General features: G+C 59.1%; 17 protein-coding genes. 6 read left to right on the top strand and 11 right to left on the bottom strand.

Features of this window, described 5'->3' with window-relative positions; all coding sequences use genetic code 11:
- Positions 1–75 precede the first annotated feature (75 nt).
- Positions 76–402 carry a YqjD family protein gene (locus tag BJ917_RS30360; RefSeq protein ID WP_096514037.1) on the top strand — a complete coding sequence of 109 codons (327 nt, stop codon included), beginning with the start codon at positions 76–78 and terminating at the stop codon, positions 400–402.
- Here the strand turns inward: BJ917_RS30360 and BJ917_RS30355 are convergent.
- Positions 375–1,292, bottom strand: a complete 918-nt coding sequence (locus BJ917_RS30355) for a LysR family transcriptional regulator (RefSeq protein WP_121105968.1) — start codon at positions 1,290–1,292, stop codon at positions 375–377. The genes BJ917_RS30360 and BJ917_RS30355 overlap by 28 nt on opposite strands.
- 112 nt (positions 1,293–1,404) lie before the next feature.
- On the opposite strand from BJ917_RS30355, the gene trpB reads away from it, so the two are divergent.
- The 3 genes from trpB (at position 1,405) to BJ917_RS30340 (ending at position 3,993) form a co-directional block, all read left to right on the top strand.
- Positions 1,405–2,625: a tryptophan synthase subunit beta gene (gene trpB / locus BJ917_RS30350; RefSeq protein ID WP_121105966.1), complete on the top strand. Its 1,221-nt coding sequence runs from the start codon at positions 1,405–1,407 to the stop codon at positions 2,623–2,625.
- On the top strand, positions 2,625–3,437 hold the full coding sequence (gene trpA / locus BJ917_RS30345) for a tryptophan synthase subunit alpha (protein ID WP_096514034.1): 813 nt from the start codon (positions 2,625–2,627) through the stop codon (positions 3,435–3,437). Before trpB ends, trpA begins: the two co-directional genes overlap by 1 nt.
- 121 nt (positions 3,438–3,558) lie before the next feature.
- A complete protein-coding gene (locus BJ917_RS30340; RefSeq protein ID WP_096514033.1) occupies positions 3,559–3,993 on the top strand; it encodes an anti-virulence regulator CigR family protein in 435 nt (144 codons plus the stop codon).
- Positions 3,994–4,123: 130 nt separating this feature from the next.
- On the opposite strand, the gene BJ917_RS30335 is transcribed toward BJ917_RS30340, so the two are convergent.
- From BJ917_RS30335 to BJ917_RS30290, 10 genes are all read right to left on the bottom strand, one after another.
- Positions 4,124–6,085, bottom strand: a complete 1,962-nt coding sequence (locus BJ917_RS30335; protein WP_096514032.1) for a DUF4105 domain-containing protein — start codon at positions 6,083–6,085, stop codon at positions 4,124–4,126.
- Complete coding sequence (locus BJ917_RS30330; protein ID WP_008002141.1) at positions 6,082–6,402, bottom strand: DUF2388 domain-containing protein; 321 nt, start codon at positions 6,400–6,402, stop codon at positions 6,082–6,084. Before BJ917_RS30330 ends, BJ917_RS30335 begins: the two co-directional genes overlap by 4 nt.
- Positions 6,403–6,429: 27 nt before the next feature.
- The gene (locus BJ917_RS30325) at positions 6,430–6,747 is read right to left on the bottom strand and encodes a DUF2388 domain-containing protein (protein WP_096514031.1); all 318 of its coding nucleotides are present in this window, start codon (positions 6,745–6,747) and stop codon (positions 6,430–6,432) included.
- 107 nt (positions 6,748–6,854) lie between these two features.
- Positions 6,855–7,175, bottom strand: a complete 321-nt coding sequence (locus tag BJ917_RS30320; protein ID WP_085716020.1) for a DUF2388 domain-containing protein — start codon at positions 7,173–7,175, stop codon at positions 6,855–6,857.
- Between the two features lie 339 nt (positions 7,176–7,514).
- On the bottom strand, positions 7,515–7,730 hold the full coding sequence (locus tag BJ917_RS30315; RefSeq protein WP_007947887.1) for a DUF1127 domain-containing protein: 216 nt from the start codon (positions 7,728–7,730) through the stop codon (positions 7,515–7,517).
- A 319-nt stretch (positions 7,731–8,049) separates the two neighbouring features.
- Positions 8,050–9,543: an acetyl-CoA hydrolase/transferase family protein gene (locus tag BJ917_RS30310; protein ID WP_096514030.1), complete on the bottom strand. Its 1,494-nt coding sequence runs from the start codon at positions 9,541–9,543 to the stop codon at positions 8,050–8,052.
- Between the two features lie 213 nt (positions 9,544–9,756).
- Positions 9,757–11,193, bottom strand: coding sequence for an NAD(P)(+) transhydrogenase (Re/Si-specific) subunit beta (locus BJ917_RS30305; RefSeq protein ID WP_096514029.1), 1,437 nt, complete (start codon positions 11,191–11,193; stop codon positions 9,757–9,759).
- Entirely contained in the window at positions 11,190–11,546 is a 357-nt protein-coding gene (locus tag BJ917_RS30300; protein WP_096514028.1) for an NAD(P) transhydrogenase subunit alpha, read from the bottom strand. The genes BJ917_RS30305 and BJ917_RS30300 overlap by 4 nt, the downstream gene beginning before the upstream one ends.
- A gap of 11 nt (positions 11,547–11,557) precedes the next feature.
- Positions 11,558–12,679, bottom strand: coding sequence for a Re/Si-specific NAD(P)(+) transhydrogenase subunit alpha (locus BJ917_RS30295; RefSeq protein WP_096514027.1), 1,122 nt, complete (start codon positions 12,677–12,679; stop codon positions 11,558–11,560).
- Positions 12,680–13,114: 435 nt separating this feature from the next.
- The gene (locus tag BJ917_RS30290) at positions 13,115–14,014 is read right to left on the bottom strand and encodes a LysR family transcriptional regulator (RefSeq protein ID WP_121105964.1); all 900 of its coding nucleotides are present in this window, start codon (positions 14,012–14,014) and stop codon (positions 13,115–13,117) included.
- A 157-nt stretch (positions 14,015–14,171) separates the two neighbouring features.
- Between BJ917_RS30290 and BJ917_RS30285 the strand changes: the two genes are divergently transcribed.
- On the top strand, positions 14,172–15,353 hold the full coding sequence (locus tag BJ917_RS30285; protein ID WP_077047085.1) for an acyl-CoA dehydrogenase: 1,182 nt from the start codon (positions 14,172–14,174) through the stop codon (positions 15,351–15,353).
- Positions 15,354–15,366: 13 nt separating this feature from the next.
- Positions 15,367–16,587 (top strand): CaiB/BaiF CoA-transferase family protein, encoded by a 1,221-nt coding sequence (locus BJ917_RS30280; protein WP_096514025.1) that lies wholly within the window; start codon positions 15,367–15,369, stop codon positions 16,585–16,587.
- The last annotated feature ends 207 nt before the right edge of the window (positions 16,588–16,794 follow it).

Below are 16,794 nucleotides of genomic sequence, written 5' to 3'. Positions count from 1 at the left end.
CATTTACTGCACTTTCTCGAGCCCCTGAAGTCCCAACCAACACACGCCACTCATCAACAATGCAGGAGAGCCACCATGGCTAACAGCTCGTTACGTAAAGCCTCATTGCAAAGCATGGAAGCGGAGATCGAGAGTCTGCTCAAATCCTTGGAAAGCCTGAAGGACGACGCCTCGGACGAGTCGCGTAAAACCCTCAAGGTGCTCAAGGGCAACGCCGAGAACGCGCTGAGACATTCGCGTCATCTGCTCTCCGATGCGTATGAGGAGGTTAAAGTGAAAACCCGTGAGACCGGGATTGCCACCCGGGACTACGCCCAGGAACACCCTTGGACGACAGCCGGTGTCGCCGTGGGTGCATTGGGTCTGCTGGCTGCCTACTTGCTGATCAAGCGCGGTGACTGATCCGTCTGGCGCAACTCGTTCTTGAGCCATTGCGCCAGTTGTCGGGCGCGCCCGTCCGCGGCGCGCTTGGGCAGCCACAGCGCCAGTTGCGCCGGGGTTTCGCTGAAACCCCAAGGCGCAACGAGTCGCCCCGCCCTCAAGTCTTCGGCCACCAGCGGCTCAGGGGCAATCGCCACGCCCAGCCCGGCCACGGCGGCCTCCAGCAAGTAATACAAATGTTCGAAACCCTGACCGTACCTCAGCGCATTGGCGTCGAGGCCGCTTTGTTGCGCCCAGCTGGGCCAGGCTTGCGGGCGCGAGGTGGTATGCAGCACTGATTCATTGAGCAGGGCTGTGGCCGGCGCGGCTTTGAGCTTATCGAAGCCGACGAATCGAGGACTCATCACCGGGCCGATCCGCTCACTGGCGAGCTCGAACACTTGCATATCCGCCGGCCATGGCGGCTCGGCAAACACCAGCAAGGCATCCAGGCCGGGGCGACGGGGATCGAGATCGCCTTCTCCGGCCGACAAGTGCAGGCGCAGGTCCGGCAGATCGGCGTTCAACCGTCCAAGGCGCGGAATGAACCAGCGTGCCAGCAGGCTTCCCGAGCAGCCGAGCACAAAAGGCGCATCGGCGGTGCTCTGGGTAAGCTCGGCGCACACGGTGCGCAGGCGCTCGAAGGCTTCAGCGCTGGCATCGCGTAAACGAATGCCGGCATCTGTGAGTTTCAGGCCGCGGCCATCCTTGCTGAACAGACTCACCCCGAGGTGTTCTTCCAGCACCTTAAGCTGCCGGCTGACCGCGCCATGGGTGACGTGCAGCTGTTCCGCCGCCTGACTGACACTGTTCAGGCGGGCGGTGGCTTCGAAGGCGCGCAGGGCATTAAGCGGTGGCAGGTCGTGGCTCATGATATCTGTGAGTTTTCCTGACAGGTTGTGGCGATCTTATCGGTTTTCAGAGCGCAGTGTCAGAGGTAGAGTGAAGCCCATTGTCATATCACGCATTCAATTGGAGCGCCCCATGACCCAGACTAATCTGCGCAACGGCCCTGACGCCAACGGCCTGTTCGGCTCGTTCGGCGGCCGTTACGTCGCTGAAACCCTGATGCCGCTGGTCCTCGATCTGGCTCGCGAATATGAGGCGGCCAAAGACGATCCTGCATTCAAGGAAGAATTGGCCTACTTCCAGCGCGACTACGTCGGTCGTCCGAGCCCGCTTTATTTCGCCGAGCGCCTGACCGAGTTCTGTGGCGGTGCGAAGATTTATCTCAAGCGTGAAGAGCTGAATCACACCGGCGCGCACAAGATCAACAACTGCATCGGCCAGATCCTGCTGGCGCGGCGCATGGGCAAGAAGCGCATCATCGCCGAGACCGGCGCCGGCATGCACGGTGTGGCGACCGCTACCGTGGCCGCGCGTTTTGGCCTGGACTGCGTCATCTACATGGGCACAACCGACATCGAACGTCAGCAGGCCAACGTGTTCCGCATGAAGCTGTTGGGCGCCGAAGTGATTCCGGTCGTGGCCGGTACAGGCACCCTCAAGGACGCGATGAACGAAGCCTTGCGTGACTGGGTGACCAACGTCGACAACACGTTCTATCTGATTGGCACTGTGGCCGGTCCGCATCCTTATCCAGCGATGGTCCGCGACTTCCAGGCTGTCATCGGCAAGGAAACCCGCGACCAGTTGCAAGCTCAGGAAGGCCGTCTGCCGGACAGCCTGGTGGCCTGTATCGGTGGTGGTTCCAACGCCATGGGCCTGTTCCACCCGTTCCTCGACGACAAGAGCGTGGAAATCATCGGCGTTGAAGCGGCCGGCTACGGCATCGAAACCGGTAAACACGCGGCCAGCCTGAACGGCGGCGTACCGGGCGTGTTGCACGGTAACCGCACCTTCCTGTTGCAGGACGACGATGGCCAGATCATCGACGCCCACTCGATCTCCGCAGGTCTGGACTACCCGGGTATCGGCCCGGAACACGCCTGGTTGCATGACATCGGTCGTGTTCAGTACACCTCGGTGACTGACGACGAAGCGCTTGCCGCCTTCCACCAGTGCTGCCGCCTCGAAGGGATTATTCCGGCGCTGGAAAGCGCCCATGCCTTGGCTGAAGTGTTCAAGCGCGCACCGACGCTGCCGAAGGATCACCTGATGGTGGTCAACCTGTCCGGCCGTGGCGATAAAGACATGCAGACCGTGATGCACCATATGGAACAATCAAAGCAGGAGAAACACTGATGAGCCGCCTGCAAACGCGTTTTGCCGAACTCAAGGAACAGAACCGTGCCGCCCTGGTGACCTTCGTCACCGCTGGCGACCCGGGCTACGACACGTCCCTGGCGATCCTCAAAGGTTTGCCGGCCGCTGGTGCCGACGTGATCGAACTGGGCATGCCCTTCACCGATCCAATGGCTGACGGCCCGGCGATCCAGCTCGCCAACATTCGCGCCCTGGCTGCCAAGCAGAACCTGGCGAAAACCCTGGAAATGGTGCGTGAGTTCCGCAAGGACAACAACGAAACGCCGCTGGTGCTGATGGGCTACTTCAACCCGATCCACAAATACGGCGTACCGCGTTTCATCACCGATGCAAAAGAGGCCGGTGTCGATGGCCTGATCGTGGTGGACATGCCACCCGAGCACAACGGCGAACTGTGCGACCCGGCGCAGGCTGCCGGTCTGGACTTCATCCGCCTGACCACCCCGACCACCGACGATGTACGCCTGCCGACCGTGCTCAACGGCAGCTCCGGCTTTGTGTACTACGTGTCCGTTGCCGGTGTGACCGGTGCCGGCGCGGCAACTCTGGAGCATGTTGAAGAGGCGGTCGCTCGCCTGCGTCGCCATACCGATCTGCCGATCAGCATCGGTTTTGGTATTCGCACGCCGGAGCAAGCGGCGTCTATCGCACGTCTGGCCGATGGTGTGGTTGTGGGTTCGGCACTGATCGATCACATCGCCGATGCCTCGACACCGGAACAGGCGATCGATGGCGTGCTGAGCCTTTGCTCGGCATTGGCCGACGGCGTGCGTAAGGCTCGCGTCAGCTGAAGGTAAAGTTCCTGATACAGAGGAATTAGAGCCTTCCGACACAGACTAATCAGCAAGACCGAGGGCTTCATGACTGCGTTCTGAAGCCCTTTTTGCTGTGTGTGTTGTGAGGAAAACCTTGATGAAAATATCGAAGCGTCTGATTGCCGGCCTGGGCGTTCTGATGCTCAGCGCTACTCCGTTTTTGCCTGTCAGCGCAGACCAGCACGATGATCACGGCCGTTACGATAATCATGGTGACTACCATGGCGATGAACATCACGACCATGACAACCATCGTGGTGGGCCCCCACCACGGGACTTCGGTCCGGTTCGCCAGACGATCCACGACAATCACGGCTACTTCGTTCGGGGCGCACCGCCACCACCCGGAGTCTATGTGGTGCGTGGTCGGCCGCTGCCCCGTGGCTATTACGGCGAACGGCTGGATAATCGAGCATTGAGCCGGCTGCCGTATTACCCGGGTTACGAATGGCGCCGTGCCGGCGCAGACGTGGTACTGATTGCTGCGGGCACCGGGATTGTCTATGAGGTTCTGCAGGGGGTTCTGTACTGACGGATCACATTGGACCGAACCCTGAGCCACTGTAGGAGCGTGCTTGCTCGCGATGGCGTTGTATCAGTCAACCTGGATGTTGAAGCTGATGGCCCTTTCACGAGCAAGCTCGCTCCCTCAGGTCGTGGGGTCAAGGTAGCTCTATCCCGCCCGACGCCTTGTGCAGTTTGCGCAGATGCTCGCCAATCTGTTTTACGTTGGCCTCGTTGGCGGCCATTTCGGCGGCGCGGCTCGGTTCCAGCAATGCTCTCACTTCTTTATCCAGAGCCCCGGACAGCGCCAGGAGCTGCTTCTGGCGCTGGCTGCTTTCCGCTTCCAGATGCTGCCACTCGCTCGGTTGCGGCAAGCCATAACCGTTGGTGCCCAGCAGTTCCGCCGGCCGACTGAGGAAGCCACTGTTGGCGAGAATGTCCTTGAGTGTCTCGTTGGCCTTGTCCATGCCGCCATTCTTCAGCTCTCGGGCACCCAGATAGCGTTGCTTTACTTCATCCTGGGCCAATAGCAACTGTTGACGGAAACTCGCTTGCTCCAGCAGAAGCAACGCCGCACTGGTGCGCAAATCGGCCTGTTCGAACCATTGCCGACGCTCCGAGGCTTTCAAGTCGAGCCATTCTTCGACGGTGTCCTGTTTGATCGGCAACTGCTTTTTCAGGATCTCGAACATGGCCTGATAGCGTTCGCGGAAGGAATCAAAACGATAACCCAGGCGCAAGGCCTCTCGCGGATCGTCCAGCACGCTGGTATCCGCCAGTCCACGGCCCTTCAGCACTTCCAGCAAACCGTTGGGCATGATGTTGTCGAGCCCCACCAGTTGCGGGTTGTTGGTGCCACCACGCAGTAATTTCAGTTCCTCCACCGCGCAGTTGTTGGACAGGAAGAAGTAGTTGCCGTCGTAGCTCCAGTGCATCTCCGCGGCACGTTCCACCACGTCTTCAATCTCTTGGCGTGACAGGTTCAGGGGCACGGAGGCGAGGCTGCGCAGTTCGGTCTTGGTGTATTCGTCGATGACCTGGGACAGCGGCAGGATAAACAGCCGCGAAGGGTATTTACCGACCAGGCCATCCCAGCTCGACAACTGTACGTCGCCGACGAAGGCGCGGTACGACAGCACCAGATGCTGGTCCAGGTCCAGTCGACAATCCGGTCCGCGTGGTCGGCCCGGCGCGCAAATCACCAGGCGCAACATGCTGTGGCCCCAGCGACTGAACAGGTTCTGGTTGGCCTCGGCCAGCAGATAGTCAACGGCATAGACCCGCTCCGGATCGACCTGGCCCAAAGGTGTCTTGGCGAAGTCGTTGCCGGCATTGAGGAAAGCGAAGGTTTTGCCGCAGGCCTCTTTGGCGGCGGGTGCCCAGCCGAAATGTTCCTTGTAGTAGCGGTACAGTGCCGGGCGGCGGCAGGCGTAGCTCGGGTCGAGGAGGAAATACTCCATGTTGACCGCGACGAATTCCTTTGGGCTGCTGGTTTCGTAGATATCCGGGCTGCGGGCAGTCTGGCGGTTGTGCTGCTCGCGTTCGCCGCGACGGCCCACGTATTGCTGCCAGCCGGCGAGGTCGAGCAGACGCGGGTCGTCGCTGAGGGTAAAGCGCCGATCGGACTGCCCGCGACATTGGTCGGGAATGCCAACCAGCCCTGAGCTGTTGCTGCGCTGGGTGCAGCGTTGGATCAGTTTGCGTTCTGCTTCCGGCCAAAGGCGCGCCCGATCGTAGATGTGTGTCAGTTCGTGCAACACCGTGGCCAGCAGTTCCAGGCGCACGGTGCCATGGGGGCGATGGGTTTTCCGGGTCGCGGCGCTGCCATCGGTGAGGCCGGCCAGCAGTTTACGGTTGAGATCGAGCTCGGACACCGGTGATGCCTGGCCGTAGGCGTCGTGCGGCATGTCATCGGTCCAGCCAACGTCGATGCGCCGGTCCAGTTGCTCGATAAAGCGTGGCGGCAGTGCCTGCATGGCTTCATCGAGCAACGCCTGGCTGGCTTGTTGTTGCGCGGGAGTCAGACCTTCGGTCTTGAGATGTAACTGAAGGCCTGCATGGGCCGTGTTGCCAAGCAGCAACAGGGCCCCGGCCAGCAGCCAGGCGCCTGGACGCCTCACAGTGCGAGGATGGCTTCGGCGAGATCCTGATCACTGGCGTCACGGGCTTCCGGTACGCGGGTGCGCAGCAAATCGAAAGCGGATTCCAGGTGAGCGCCACGAATGTCGCCATTGCTGGCAACGAAACTGGCGGCGTCGTCCTGGGCTTCGCGCACGATTTTCGAATCGCGAATGGACGTGGTGGTGTCGGAGGTGAAATCGAGGGTGCGCTGGGTAGCACGGATCAGCATGTTACTGGTGGCAACCAGAGTATGTGCCTGGGCCACATCGGCTAACAGCAACAGGCCTAAGGTGGCAGCAATCAGCGGGTTACGCATGGAACGACTCCAGAAAAGCAGGGATAACTATTGGACGAGAATTGCTTGTGCCAGTTCAAGGTCGCTGGCATGAAGTTTTGCCTGGGTTCGGCGCAGATAACGCAGGGCCGACTCCAGTCGTGCGCCTCTCAGTTGGCCGTCACTGGCAATGAATGCCGCAGCATCATCCTGGGCGGCGAACAGCAGTTTATGGTCGAAGGGCGCGCTGGTCACCAAACTTGTGGCGTAACCGCTGGCGACGATGCCTTGGGTGGACAGGTTGAAGGCGTCATAAGCGTGGGCTGATCCACAGTAACCAAGGGTAAGCAGGACGGGAGCGATCAACAGATTTGAAGGAAAACGCATGAGACTCGACAGTTGAAAGTGAGCCCCAAGGCTAACGCAAGGTCCGACCTGGATCCAGCCACGAAACGCTGGGGCACGCCGGGCGTACCCCATGTCTGTGCTGCCGCTTAGATGGTCAGGATCGCTTGCGCCAGTTGTGCGTCGCTTGCGTTCAATTGAGGTGCCTGGTGGCGAATGTGGTCGAGGGCGCTTTCGAGTTTCACGCCGCGGATGGAACCTTCGCTGGCGACGAAGCTGGCAGCGTCGTCACGGGCCGCGAGCACGATTTTGTCATCCTTGAACGACGACGAGACGACGTCGGTGGTCGCATCGGACGTGGCTTTGAGCGCGTTGACCACAGCGTCGGTGGTCACGATGAAGCTGGTTGCGCTGGCATTGGCGGCCACGGCAAACAGGGCAGCAGCACTGAGCAGACGAAGACGGGACATGGGTAACTCCTTTGGGTAAAACCGATTGAAAGGTGGCGCAGTGTCGAATGAGTCAAACGTTAGACACTCAATATTCGCCACGTTCTGAATGGATAGTAGGCCGGTGCGTATTACCGCGACAATCTGATCGTGTGAAGGATCATCTGGTGAAGCTTTTAACGAGTATGAGCTTATCGGTATAACTGTACAGGTCTGATTCACGTTTTATCAAACTGTACTGATGCCGCCTTTTCTTACCCCTTAAACGACAAAACCCGCCGTGGTATCCCACGACGGGTCTTGTTTGTTCAATTCGGGTTGCTGGCGGCGGACCTTAAGGTCAAAGCCAGCGACGCTAACTTAGCGCCAGAACGGCTTGCTCAGCTCTTCGTAGCGTTGTGCTTCGCTAATCCCGGCGTCAGCCAGCAGACGCGAATCCAGACGAGCCAGTTGATGGCGGCTGGAGATGCGGCGCTGCCACAGCATCAGGTTGGCGATAACGCGCAGAGGCATGGAAGCCTGGGTTTTTGCAGCGGTGTCTTCGAAGAACAGATCGGAACTGAGTGTACGTTCCATGGTTTTCATCCTTCCGCTTGTGGCGGGATTAGGTAGTGGTTTAACTGGTGCCCATGATCCTCCTGTTTGCCTAGTCTCTGTAGATACAGTTCACCTGTATTGTGAGAGCTCAGTTAACTGTTTATAGGGGGTGTACTGGTCAAAATTGAGGCAACTGTACCTATCTGCACCGTTACAGTGCGTTTTTGCTGATTTGATGTCAGGGGGTGGGGTATTTCGGTAGGAAATGACCGGTACAGCAGTACAGTTTTTGACGGGATATGGCTTGGCAATAGCAAGCTGACGAAACTGTGTTTTCGTCAGCTGCTATCTGTATCAACTACGAGGTGAGCATTCGTCCGGTTTCTTCCAGCTTGATGTGCCAACTCAGGGCATCGCGCAGGATGTGTGGCGTGTGTCCACCGAGGGCGCAGGCGGCAGTGAAGTAATCATTCAGTGCCTGGCGGTAGTCAGGGTGTACGCACTTGTCGATGATGACCCGGGCACGCTCCCGAGGCGCGAGGCCTCGCAAGTCTGCCAGGCCCACTTCGGTCACGAGGATGTCGACGTCATGTTCGGTATGGTCGACGTGGCTGACCATCGGAACCACGCTGGAGATCGCACCGCCCTTGGCGATCGACTTGGTCACGAACACGGACAGGTGCGCGTTGCGCGCGAAGTCGCCCGAGCCACCGATGCCGTTCATCATCCGCGTGCCGCAGACGTGAGTGGAGTTGACATTGCCATAGATGTCGAACTCCAGTGCCGTGTTGATCCCGATGATGCCCAGGCGGCGCACGACTTCAGGGTGGTTGGAAATCTCCTGCGGGCGCAGGACCAGTTTGTCCTTGTAGCGCTCCAGATTGCCGAACACGTCGGCATTGCGCCGGCTCGACAGGGTGATCGAGCTGCCCGAAGCAAAGCTCAGCTTCCCGGCATCGATCAGGTCGAAGGTCGAGTCCTGCAGCACCTCGGAGTACATCGTCAGGTCTTCGAACGGCGAGTCGATCAGGCCACACATCACCGAGTTGGCGATGGTACCGATGCCGGCTTGCAACGGGCCGAGCTTGTTGGTCATGCGCCCGGCGGCCACTTCCTGTTTGAAGAAGTCGATCAGGTGGTCGGCAATGGCTTGGGTCTCGGCGTCCGGTGCCAGCACGGTGGAAGGTGAGTCAGCCTGGTTGGTGACCACGATGGCGACGATTTTTTCCGCTGGAATCGGGATGGCGGTGCTGCCAATGCGGTCGTCGACTTTGACCAATGGAATCGGGGTGCGGGTCGGGCGATAGGTCGGAATATAGATGTCGTGCAGGCCCTCGAGGTTCGGGTTGTGCGCCATGTTGATCTCGACAATCACATGTTTGGCGAAGATCGCGAAGCTGGCCGAGTTGCCCACCGAGGTGGTCGGCACGATATGGCCTTGCTCGGTGATGGCGACGGCTTCAATCACGGCAATGTCCGGCAACTTCAGTTGCTGGTTGCGCAATTGCTCCACGGTTTCCGACAAGTGCTGGTCGATGAACATGACTTCACCGGCGTTGATCGCCTTGCGCAGCGTGCTGTCGACCTGAAACGGCATACGTCGCGACAGCACGCCGGCTTCGGTCAGTTGCTTGTCCAGGTCATTGCCCAGGCTGGCGCCGGTCATGAGGCTGATCTTCAGTGGCGTGACCTTGGCGCGCTCGGCCAGCGCTTGAGGGACGGCCTTGGCTTCGCCGGCGCGAGTAAAGCCACTCATGCCGACGGTCATGCCGTCTTCAATCAGAGCGGCAGCGTCGGCAGCGCTCATCACTTTGTCCAACAACGAAGGCAGGCGAATACGGTCACGGTACATGGGTTTTTATCTCGGGCAACAGGTAGCAGGACGTGCAGTCTAGTGAATTGCGCCGACTTCTGTCCCGCTACCAAGGTCGCAATCGAGGCGTCTATTCCGGGCCTTTTAAGCAAAACACCGTTACCGGATCGGTAACAAAAGAATAGTTTGTCTGACGATTTGCGCAAACAAAAACGCCCTGACAAGTCAGGGCGTTCTGTGTGCCGTGCGGGGTTACTCGACAGCCTTGACCATGTCTTCGATGACCTTTTTAGCGTCGCCGAACACCATCATGGTTTTGTCCAGGTAGAACAGCTCGTTGTCCAGGCCGGCATAGCCGCTGGCCATCGAGCGCTTGTTGACGATGATGGTCTTGGCCTTGAACGCTTCGAGAATCGGCATGCCGGCAATCGGCGATTTCGGATCGTTCTTGGCGGCCGGGTTGACCACGTCGTTGGCGCCCAGCACCAGCACCACGTCGGCCTGGCCGAACTCGGAGTTGATGTCGTCCATCTCGAACACCTGGTCGTACGGCACTTCGGCCTCGGCCAGAAGTACGTTCATATGTCCCGGCATACGACCGGCCACCGGGTGGATCGCGTACTTCACGGTCACACCGCGATGGGTCAGCTTCTCGGTCAGTTCCTTCAGCGCATGTTGCGCCCGTGCTACCGCCAGGCCGTAGCCCGGAACGATGATCACGGTGTCGGCGTTGGTCAGCAGGAAAGTCGCGTCGTCAGCCGAGCCGGATTTCACCGGACGGGCTTCTTTCGAACCTGCAGGGCCGCCTGCGTCGGCCGTATTGCCGAAACCACCGAGCAATACGTTAAAGAAGGAGCGGTTCATCGCCTTGCACATGATGTACGAGAGAATCGCACCGGACGAACCCACCAGAGAGCCGGCAATGATCAGCATCGAGTTGTTCAGCGAGAAGCCGATACCCGCTGCTGCCCAGCCGGAATAGCTGTTGAGCATCGACACGACGACCGGCATGTCGGCACCGCCAATCGGGATGATGATCAGCACGCCGAGCACGAAGGCCAGCGCCAGCATCAAGCCGAAAGCGGTGTAGTCGCCGGTTAGCATGAAGGTCACGCCCAGTGCCAGCGTGGCCAGGCCCAGCAGCAGGTTGAGCTTGTGCTGGCCGGAGAACTGTACCGGTGCGCCCTGGAACAAGCGGAACTTGTACTTGCCCGCCAGTTTGCCGAAGGCAATGACGGAACCGGAGAAGGTGATTGCACCGATGGCGGCACCGAGGAACAGTTCCAGGCGGTTACCGGCCGGGATCGCGTCACCGAGTTGCTGGACGATGCCCAGCGACTGTGGCTCGACCACGGCGGCCACGGCGATGAATACCGCTGCCAGGCCGATCATGCTGTGCATGAAGGCGACCAGCTCAGGCATTTTGGTCATCTCAACGCGTTTGGCCATGATCGAGCCAGCAGTGCCGCCGATCAACAGGCCGACGATCACGTAGACGATACCGTCATGGGCCAGTTCGGCACCGAGTTTGTAGATCAGGCCGACGGTGGTGAGGATCGCCAGGCCCATGCCGAGCATGCCGAATAGATTGCCGCGACGCGACGTGGTTGGGTGCGAGAGGCCCTTGAGCGCCTGGATGAAGCAGACCGAGGCGATCAAATACAGGGATGTAACCAGATTCATGCTCATGCTTGCTGCACCTCAGCCTTGACTGCTTCGGCCTTGGCTACCGGAGCTTTTGCTGGAGCCGCTTTCTTCTTGAACATTTCCAGCATGCGCCGGGTGACCAGGAAACCACCAAACACGTTGACGGCGGCCAGGGCCACGGCCAGGGTGCCCATGGTCTTGCCCAGCGGGGTTACGGTGAGGGCGGCGGCCAGCATGGCGCCGACGATCACGATGGCGGAAATGGCGTTGGTGACTGCCATCAGTGGTGTGTGCAGTGCAGGGGTCACGTTCCAGACCACGTGGTAGCCGACATAGATAGCCAGTACGAAGATGATCAGGTTGTAGATACCGTGAGAGATCAGCATGTCTTCCATTGTTTTTATCCTCAGCCGTTCTTGCGCACGATCTGGCCGTCGCGGCACATCAGGCACGCGGCGACGATATCGTCTTCAAGGTTGATCACCAGTTGTCCATCTTTATCGAACAACAGTTTCATGAAGTCCAGCAGGTTGCGTGCGTACAGCGCCGAGGCATCGGCAGCCACCGCAGCTGCCAGATTGGTCGGGCCGACGATGGTCACGCCGTGCTCGACGACTACCTGGTCAGCCACGGTCAGCGGGCAGTTGCCGCCCTGGGCTGCCGCGAGGTCGATGACCACCGATCCTGGCTTCATTTGCGCCACGGTTTCCGCGCTCAATAGCGTTGGCGCCTTGCGGCCCGGAATCAGTGCGGTAGTGATGACAATGTCAGCCTGCTTGGCGCGTTCGTGCACGGCCACGGCCTGGCGCTGCATCCAGCTGGCCGGCATGGGGCGTGCGTAACCGCCGACACCGACTGCGCATTCACGCTCTTCATCGGTTTCGTAAGGCACATCGACGAACTTGGCGCCGAGGGATTCGATCTGCTCTTTTACCGCAGGGCGTACGTCGGACGCTTCGATTACCGCTCCCAGGCGTTTCGCCGTAGCGATCGCCTGCAACCCGGCAACACCGGCACCGAGAATCAGCACGCGCGCCGCTTTGACGGTGCCCGCAGCAGTCATCAGCATCGGCATGAAGCGCGGATAGTGGTGAGCCGCCAGCAGCACGGCCTTATAGCCGGCGATGTTGGCCTGCGAGGACAACACATCCAGGCTTTGGGCGCGGGAGGTGCGCGGCGCGGCTTCCAGCGCAAACGCGGTAATCCCGCACTCGGCCAGTTTGGCGATGGTTTCATTGCTGAACGGGTTGAGCATGCCCACCACAATCGTGCCGCGCTTGATCAGCGCCAGCTCGCTGTTGCTGGGTGCGACCACTTTGAGAATCAGCTCGGCGCCAAACGCATCATTGGCGCTGCCAATGGTTGCACCTGCCGCTTCATAGGCACTGTCGATAACGCTGGCATTAATGCCGGCGCCACTCTGAACAGTGACCTTATGGCCCTGGCCGATCAGCTTCTTAATGGTTTCGGGGGTAGCAGCAACCCGCGTTTCACCCGTCTGGGTTTCGAGAGGAACACCAATGTGCACGTCAAATCTCCTGCGTGATCTTATTAAGTAAACCCATGCACTACGGATGGTGCGGCTGGGGCGGCCGATCAGCACGGCCCCGCCAAATCAAGGCGGGGCGCGGCATTTTGCAGGCGAACTTTGTGCCCTTCAAGAGATTATGACGCGTGACGGAAAATTAACTACAAGTCACCCCGTGACCGAATGTCGCATCAATTCGGTTCAATCCCTTGCCCAGCGTGCCTTTCAGACGATTTTGCCAAAATTCAGCAATTTTCACATCGGCCATATGAATGATGCTTTATTGCTACGAGATAGCGGCGCAAAGCCATGTGTTCAGGCGCTTGTGGAACGTTTGTACTGCTTTCTCGTACAGTCTTCGAATATGCGACAAATACTTATATCTGTAGGGTTTTTATTTTACTGACTACGAGGTCAGCTAATGCTCGTAAGCCTTTATCCTTCTAGGCTGTAGCTGTGCGCCTGATTGACCAGCCAATCCCGAAAAGCCCGTAAAGACGCCGATTCGACCTTTCGCTCAGGAATCATCAGGTAATAAGCCTTGATGCTGGAGAGTGCCTGAGGGTTGGCGATCACCAATCGTTTCTCGGCCAGTTCGCGCTGAATCAGAAACGGTGGAATCAAGGCGATGCCCATGTCGTGTATGGCCGCTTGGGCCAGCATGGAGAATAGCTCGTAGCGCGGTCCTGTCATGTCGCGAGGGACATTCAGTCGCTGGGAGTTAAACCAATGTCGCCAGGCATAGGGGCGAGTAGTCTGCTGTAGCAGGGGTAATTCGGCGATTTCGCCGGCTGTCAGGAGGGTCTTTTTTCCCAGCAGGTTGGGACTGCACACGGGCAGTGGGTGTTCGCCCATCAAGCGGTGGGACTCTGTGCCGGACCAGTCCGCATCGCCGAAGTAAATCGCCGCGTCGAAGTCGGTATCGGCAAACAGGAACGGGCGCGTGCGGTTCGTCAGATTGACCGTCACCTCCGGGTGTTTTTGCTGGAAGTCCTTGAGTCGAGGCAGCAGCCATTGAGTGCCGAAGGTCGGTACCACGGCCAGTTCGATCACGTTGGCTCCCTGTTGCCCCATTACGGACAGGGTGTCCCGCTCGACCGCGTCGAGTTGAGTGGCAACCCGGCGGCTGTAGGAAAGTCCGGCTTCGGTCAGCTTCACTCCGCGTCGCGAGCGTCGGAACAATTCAACATTGAGGAACTCCTCAAGGCTGGCGATCTGTCGGCAAATCGCGCCCTGGGTAAGCGACAGCTCTTGTGCTGCCTTGGTAAAGCTCTCGTGTCGTGCAGCCGCCTCGAAGCTGATCAGGGCGGTTGTACTGGGTATCTTCCTGCGCATGTACGTCAACCTCACTAATACATCGCATTAATTGCGTTATGCGACGTTTCGAAGTGAGAAATTAGCACAACAGTATGCGAAATCCTCGTTTGCCGGGACGACGAACCCGGCCTAGGATCAGTCCACGTTATTTGACCTGTTTCGAGAGGACACACTCATGGCCGGTAAAGCTAGCTTCAACTGGATCGATCCCCTTCTGCTGGATCAACAGCTCACCGAAGAAGAGCGCATGATCCGTGATACTGCTGCGCAGTTCGCCCAGCAGAGCCTTGCGCCGCGAATTCTCGAAGCGTTCCGTCATGAAAAAACCGATCCGGCCATCTTCCGCGAAATGGGCGAAGTGGGTCTGCTGGGTGCAACCATTCCCGAGCAGTACGGTGGCAGCGGCCTGAACTACGTCAGCTACGGCCTGATTGCCCGTGAAGTCGAGCGTATCGATTCCGGCTACCGCTCGATGATGAGTGTGCAGTCCTCGCTGGTAATGGTGCCGATCAATGAGTTCGGTACTGAAGCGCAGAAACAGAAGTACCTGCCAAAACTGGCTTCGGGTGAATGGATCGGCTGCTTTGGCCTGACCGAGCCTAACCACGGTTCCGACCCGGGCGCGATGATTACCCGTGCACGCAAAGTCGAAGGCGGCTACAGCCTGACCGGTAGCAAGATGTGGATCACCAACAGCCCGATCGCCGATGTGTTTGTGGTGTGGGGCAAGGACGATGCGGGCGATATCCGTGGTTTCGTCCTGGAAAAAGGCTGGAAAGGCCTGAGTGCCCCGGCGATTCACGGCAAGGTCGGCCTGCGGGCATCGATCACCGGCGAGATCGTCATGGACAACGTCTTTGTTCCGGAAGAGAACATTTTCCCGGATGTCCGCGGCCTGAAAGGTCCTTTCACCTGCCTCAACTCCGCGCGTTACGGCATTTCCTGGGGCGCTTTGGGTGCCGCAGAGTTCTGCTGGCACACTGCCCGCCAGTACACCCTGGATCGTCAGCAGTTCGGTCGTCCGTTGGCCGCCACTCAGTTGATCCAGAAGAAACTGGCCGACATGCAGACGGAAATCACCATGGCGCTGCAAGGCTGCCTGCGTCTGGGGCGCATGAAGGATGAAGGTACTGCGGCCGTGGAAATCACTTCGATGATGAAACGCAACTCCTGCGGCAAGTCCCTGGACATCGCGCGCATGGCCCGTGACATGTTGGGTGGCAACGGTATCTCCGACGAGTTCGGCGTTGCTCGCCACCTGGTCAACCTGGAAGTGGTCAATACCTATGAAGGTACTCACGACGTGCATGCGCTGATCCTTGGTCGTGCGCAAACCGGCATCCAGGCGTTCTATTAATAGGGGGACGTCCATGGGCGCGCTTTCGCATCTACGGGTACTGGATTTATCGCGGGTGCTGGCCGGGCCTTGGTCCGGGCAAATCCTTGCCGACCTTGGCGCCGAGGTGATCAAGGTCGAGCGTCCGGGCAATGGCGACGACACGCGCGCCTGGGGGCCGCCTTTCCTTAAAGACGCCTATGGCGAGAACACCAGCGAGGCCGCCTATTACTTGTCGGCCAACCGCAACAAGCAATCGGTGACCATCGATTTCACGCGCCCTGAGGGGCAGAAGTTGGTGCGTGATCTGGCGGCCAAGTCGGACATCCTGATCGAAAACTTCAAGGTCGGTGGCTTGGCAGCTTACGGGCTGGACTACGAATCGCTGAAGGCGATCAACCCGGACCTGATCTATTGCTCGATCACCGGATTCGGCCAGACCGGTCCTTATGCCAAGCGCGCTGGTTATGACTTCATGATCCAGGGCTTGGGCGGCCTCATGAGCCTGACAGGGCGGCCTGAAGGGGATGAGGGGGCAGGGCCGGTGAAGGTGGGGGTGGCGCTGACCGACATTCTGACCGGGCTGTACTCGACGGTGGCGATCCTGGCGGCGCTTGCGCATCGGGATCATGTTGGCGGCGGACAGCACATTGATATGGCATTGCTGGATGTTCAGGTGGCGTGCCTGGCTAATCAGGCGATGAACTACCTGACGACGGGCAATGCTCCCAAGCGTTTGGGGAATGCGCATCCGAACATTGTGCCTTACCAGGATTTTCCTACGGCTGATGGTGACTTCATTCTTACCGTGGGTAATGACGGGCAATTCCGTAAATTCGCGGAAGTTGCCGGGCAGCCTCAGTGGGCAGATGATCCGCGCTTTGCAACCAACAAGCTGCGGGTTGCGAATCGGGCAGTACTGATTCCTCTAATCCGCCAGGCTACGGTATTCAAGACCACAGCGGAATGGGTGGCCCAGTTGGAGCAGGCGGGTGTGCCATGTGGGCCTATTAATGATCTTGCGCAGATGTTCGCTGACCCTCAGGTCAAGGCGCGTGGGTTGGCGATAGAGCTGCCGCATGTGTTAGCCGGGTTGGTGCCACAGGTGGCGAGTCCGATACGGTTGTCGGAAACGCCGGTGGAGTACCGTCATGCGCCTCCTTTGTTGGGTGAGCATACGCTGGAGGTATTGCAGCGAGTGCTGGGGTTGGATGCGGGGGCAGTGGCTGCCTTTAAAGAGTCCGGCGTGCTCTGAAGTTTCCCTCTATATAGAAAGGTCTGCTTTTCTCCCTCGGGTTGCAGGGGCATGGGCTGTTTTTCTGCCGTCTGTAACTTATTGAAAGAAAGCTGGAATTAAGTGTTGACGGCAGATTCTGGAAGCCTATAATTCGCCCCACTTCCGGCGCAGTCGAAACGGAAAACTCCTTGGTAAACAATGAGTTATGCAGTTTTCGACAGTGAG

It is taken from the genome of Pseudomonas sp. WPR_5_2, from assembly GCF_003634475.1.
Taxonomy (GTDB): Bacteria; Pseudomonadota; Gammaproteobacteria; order Pseudomonadales; family Pseudomonadaceae; genus Aquipseudomonas; species Aquipseudomonas izuensis.
The sequence above is the reverse complement of the archived record's forward strand: the minus strand, read 5'-3'. Positions and strand labels throughout refer to the sequence as shown.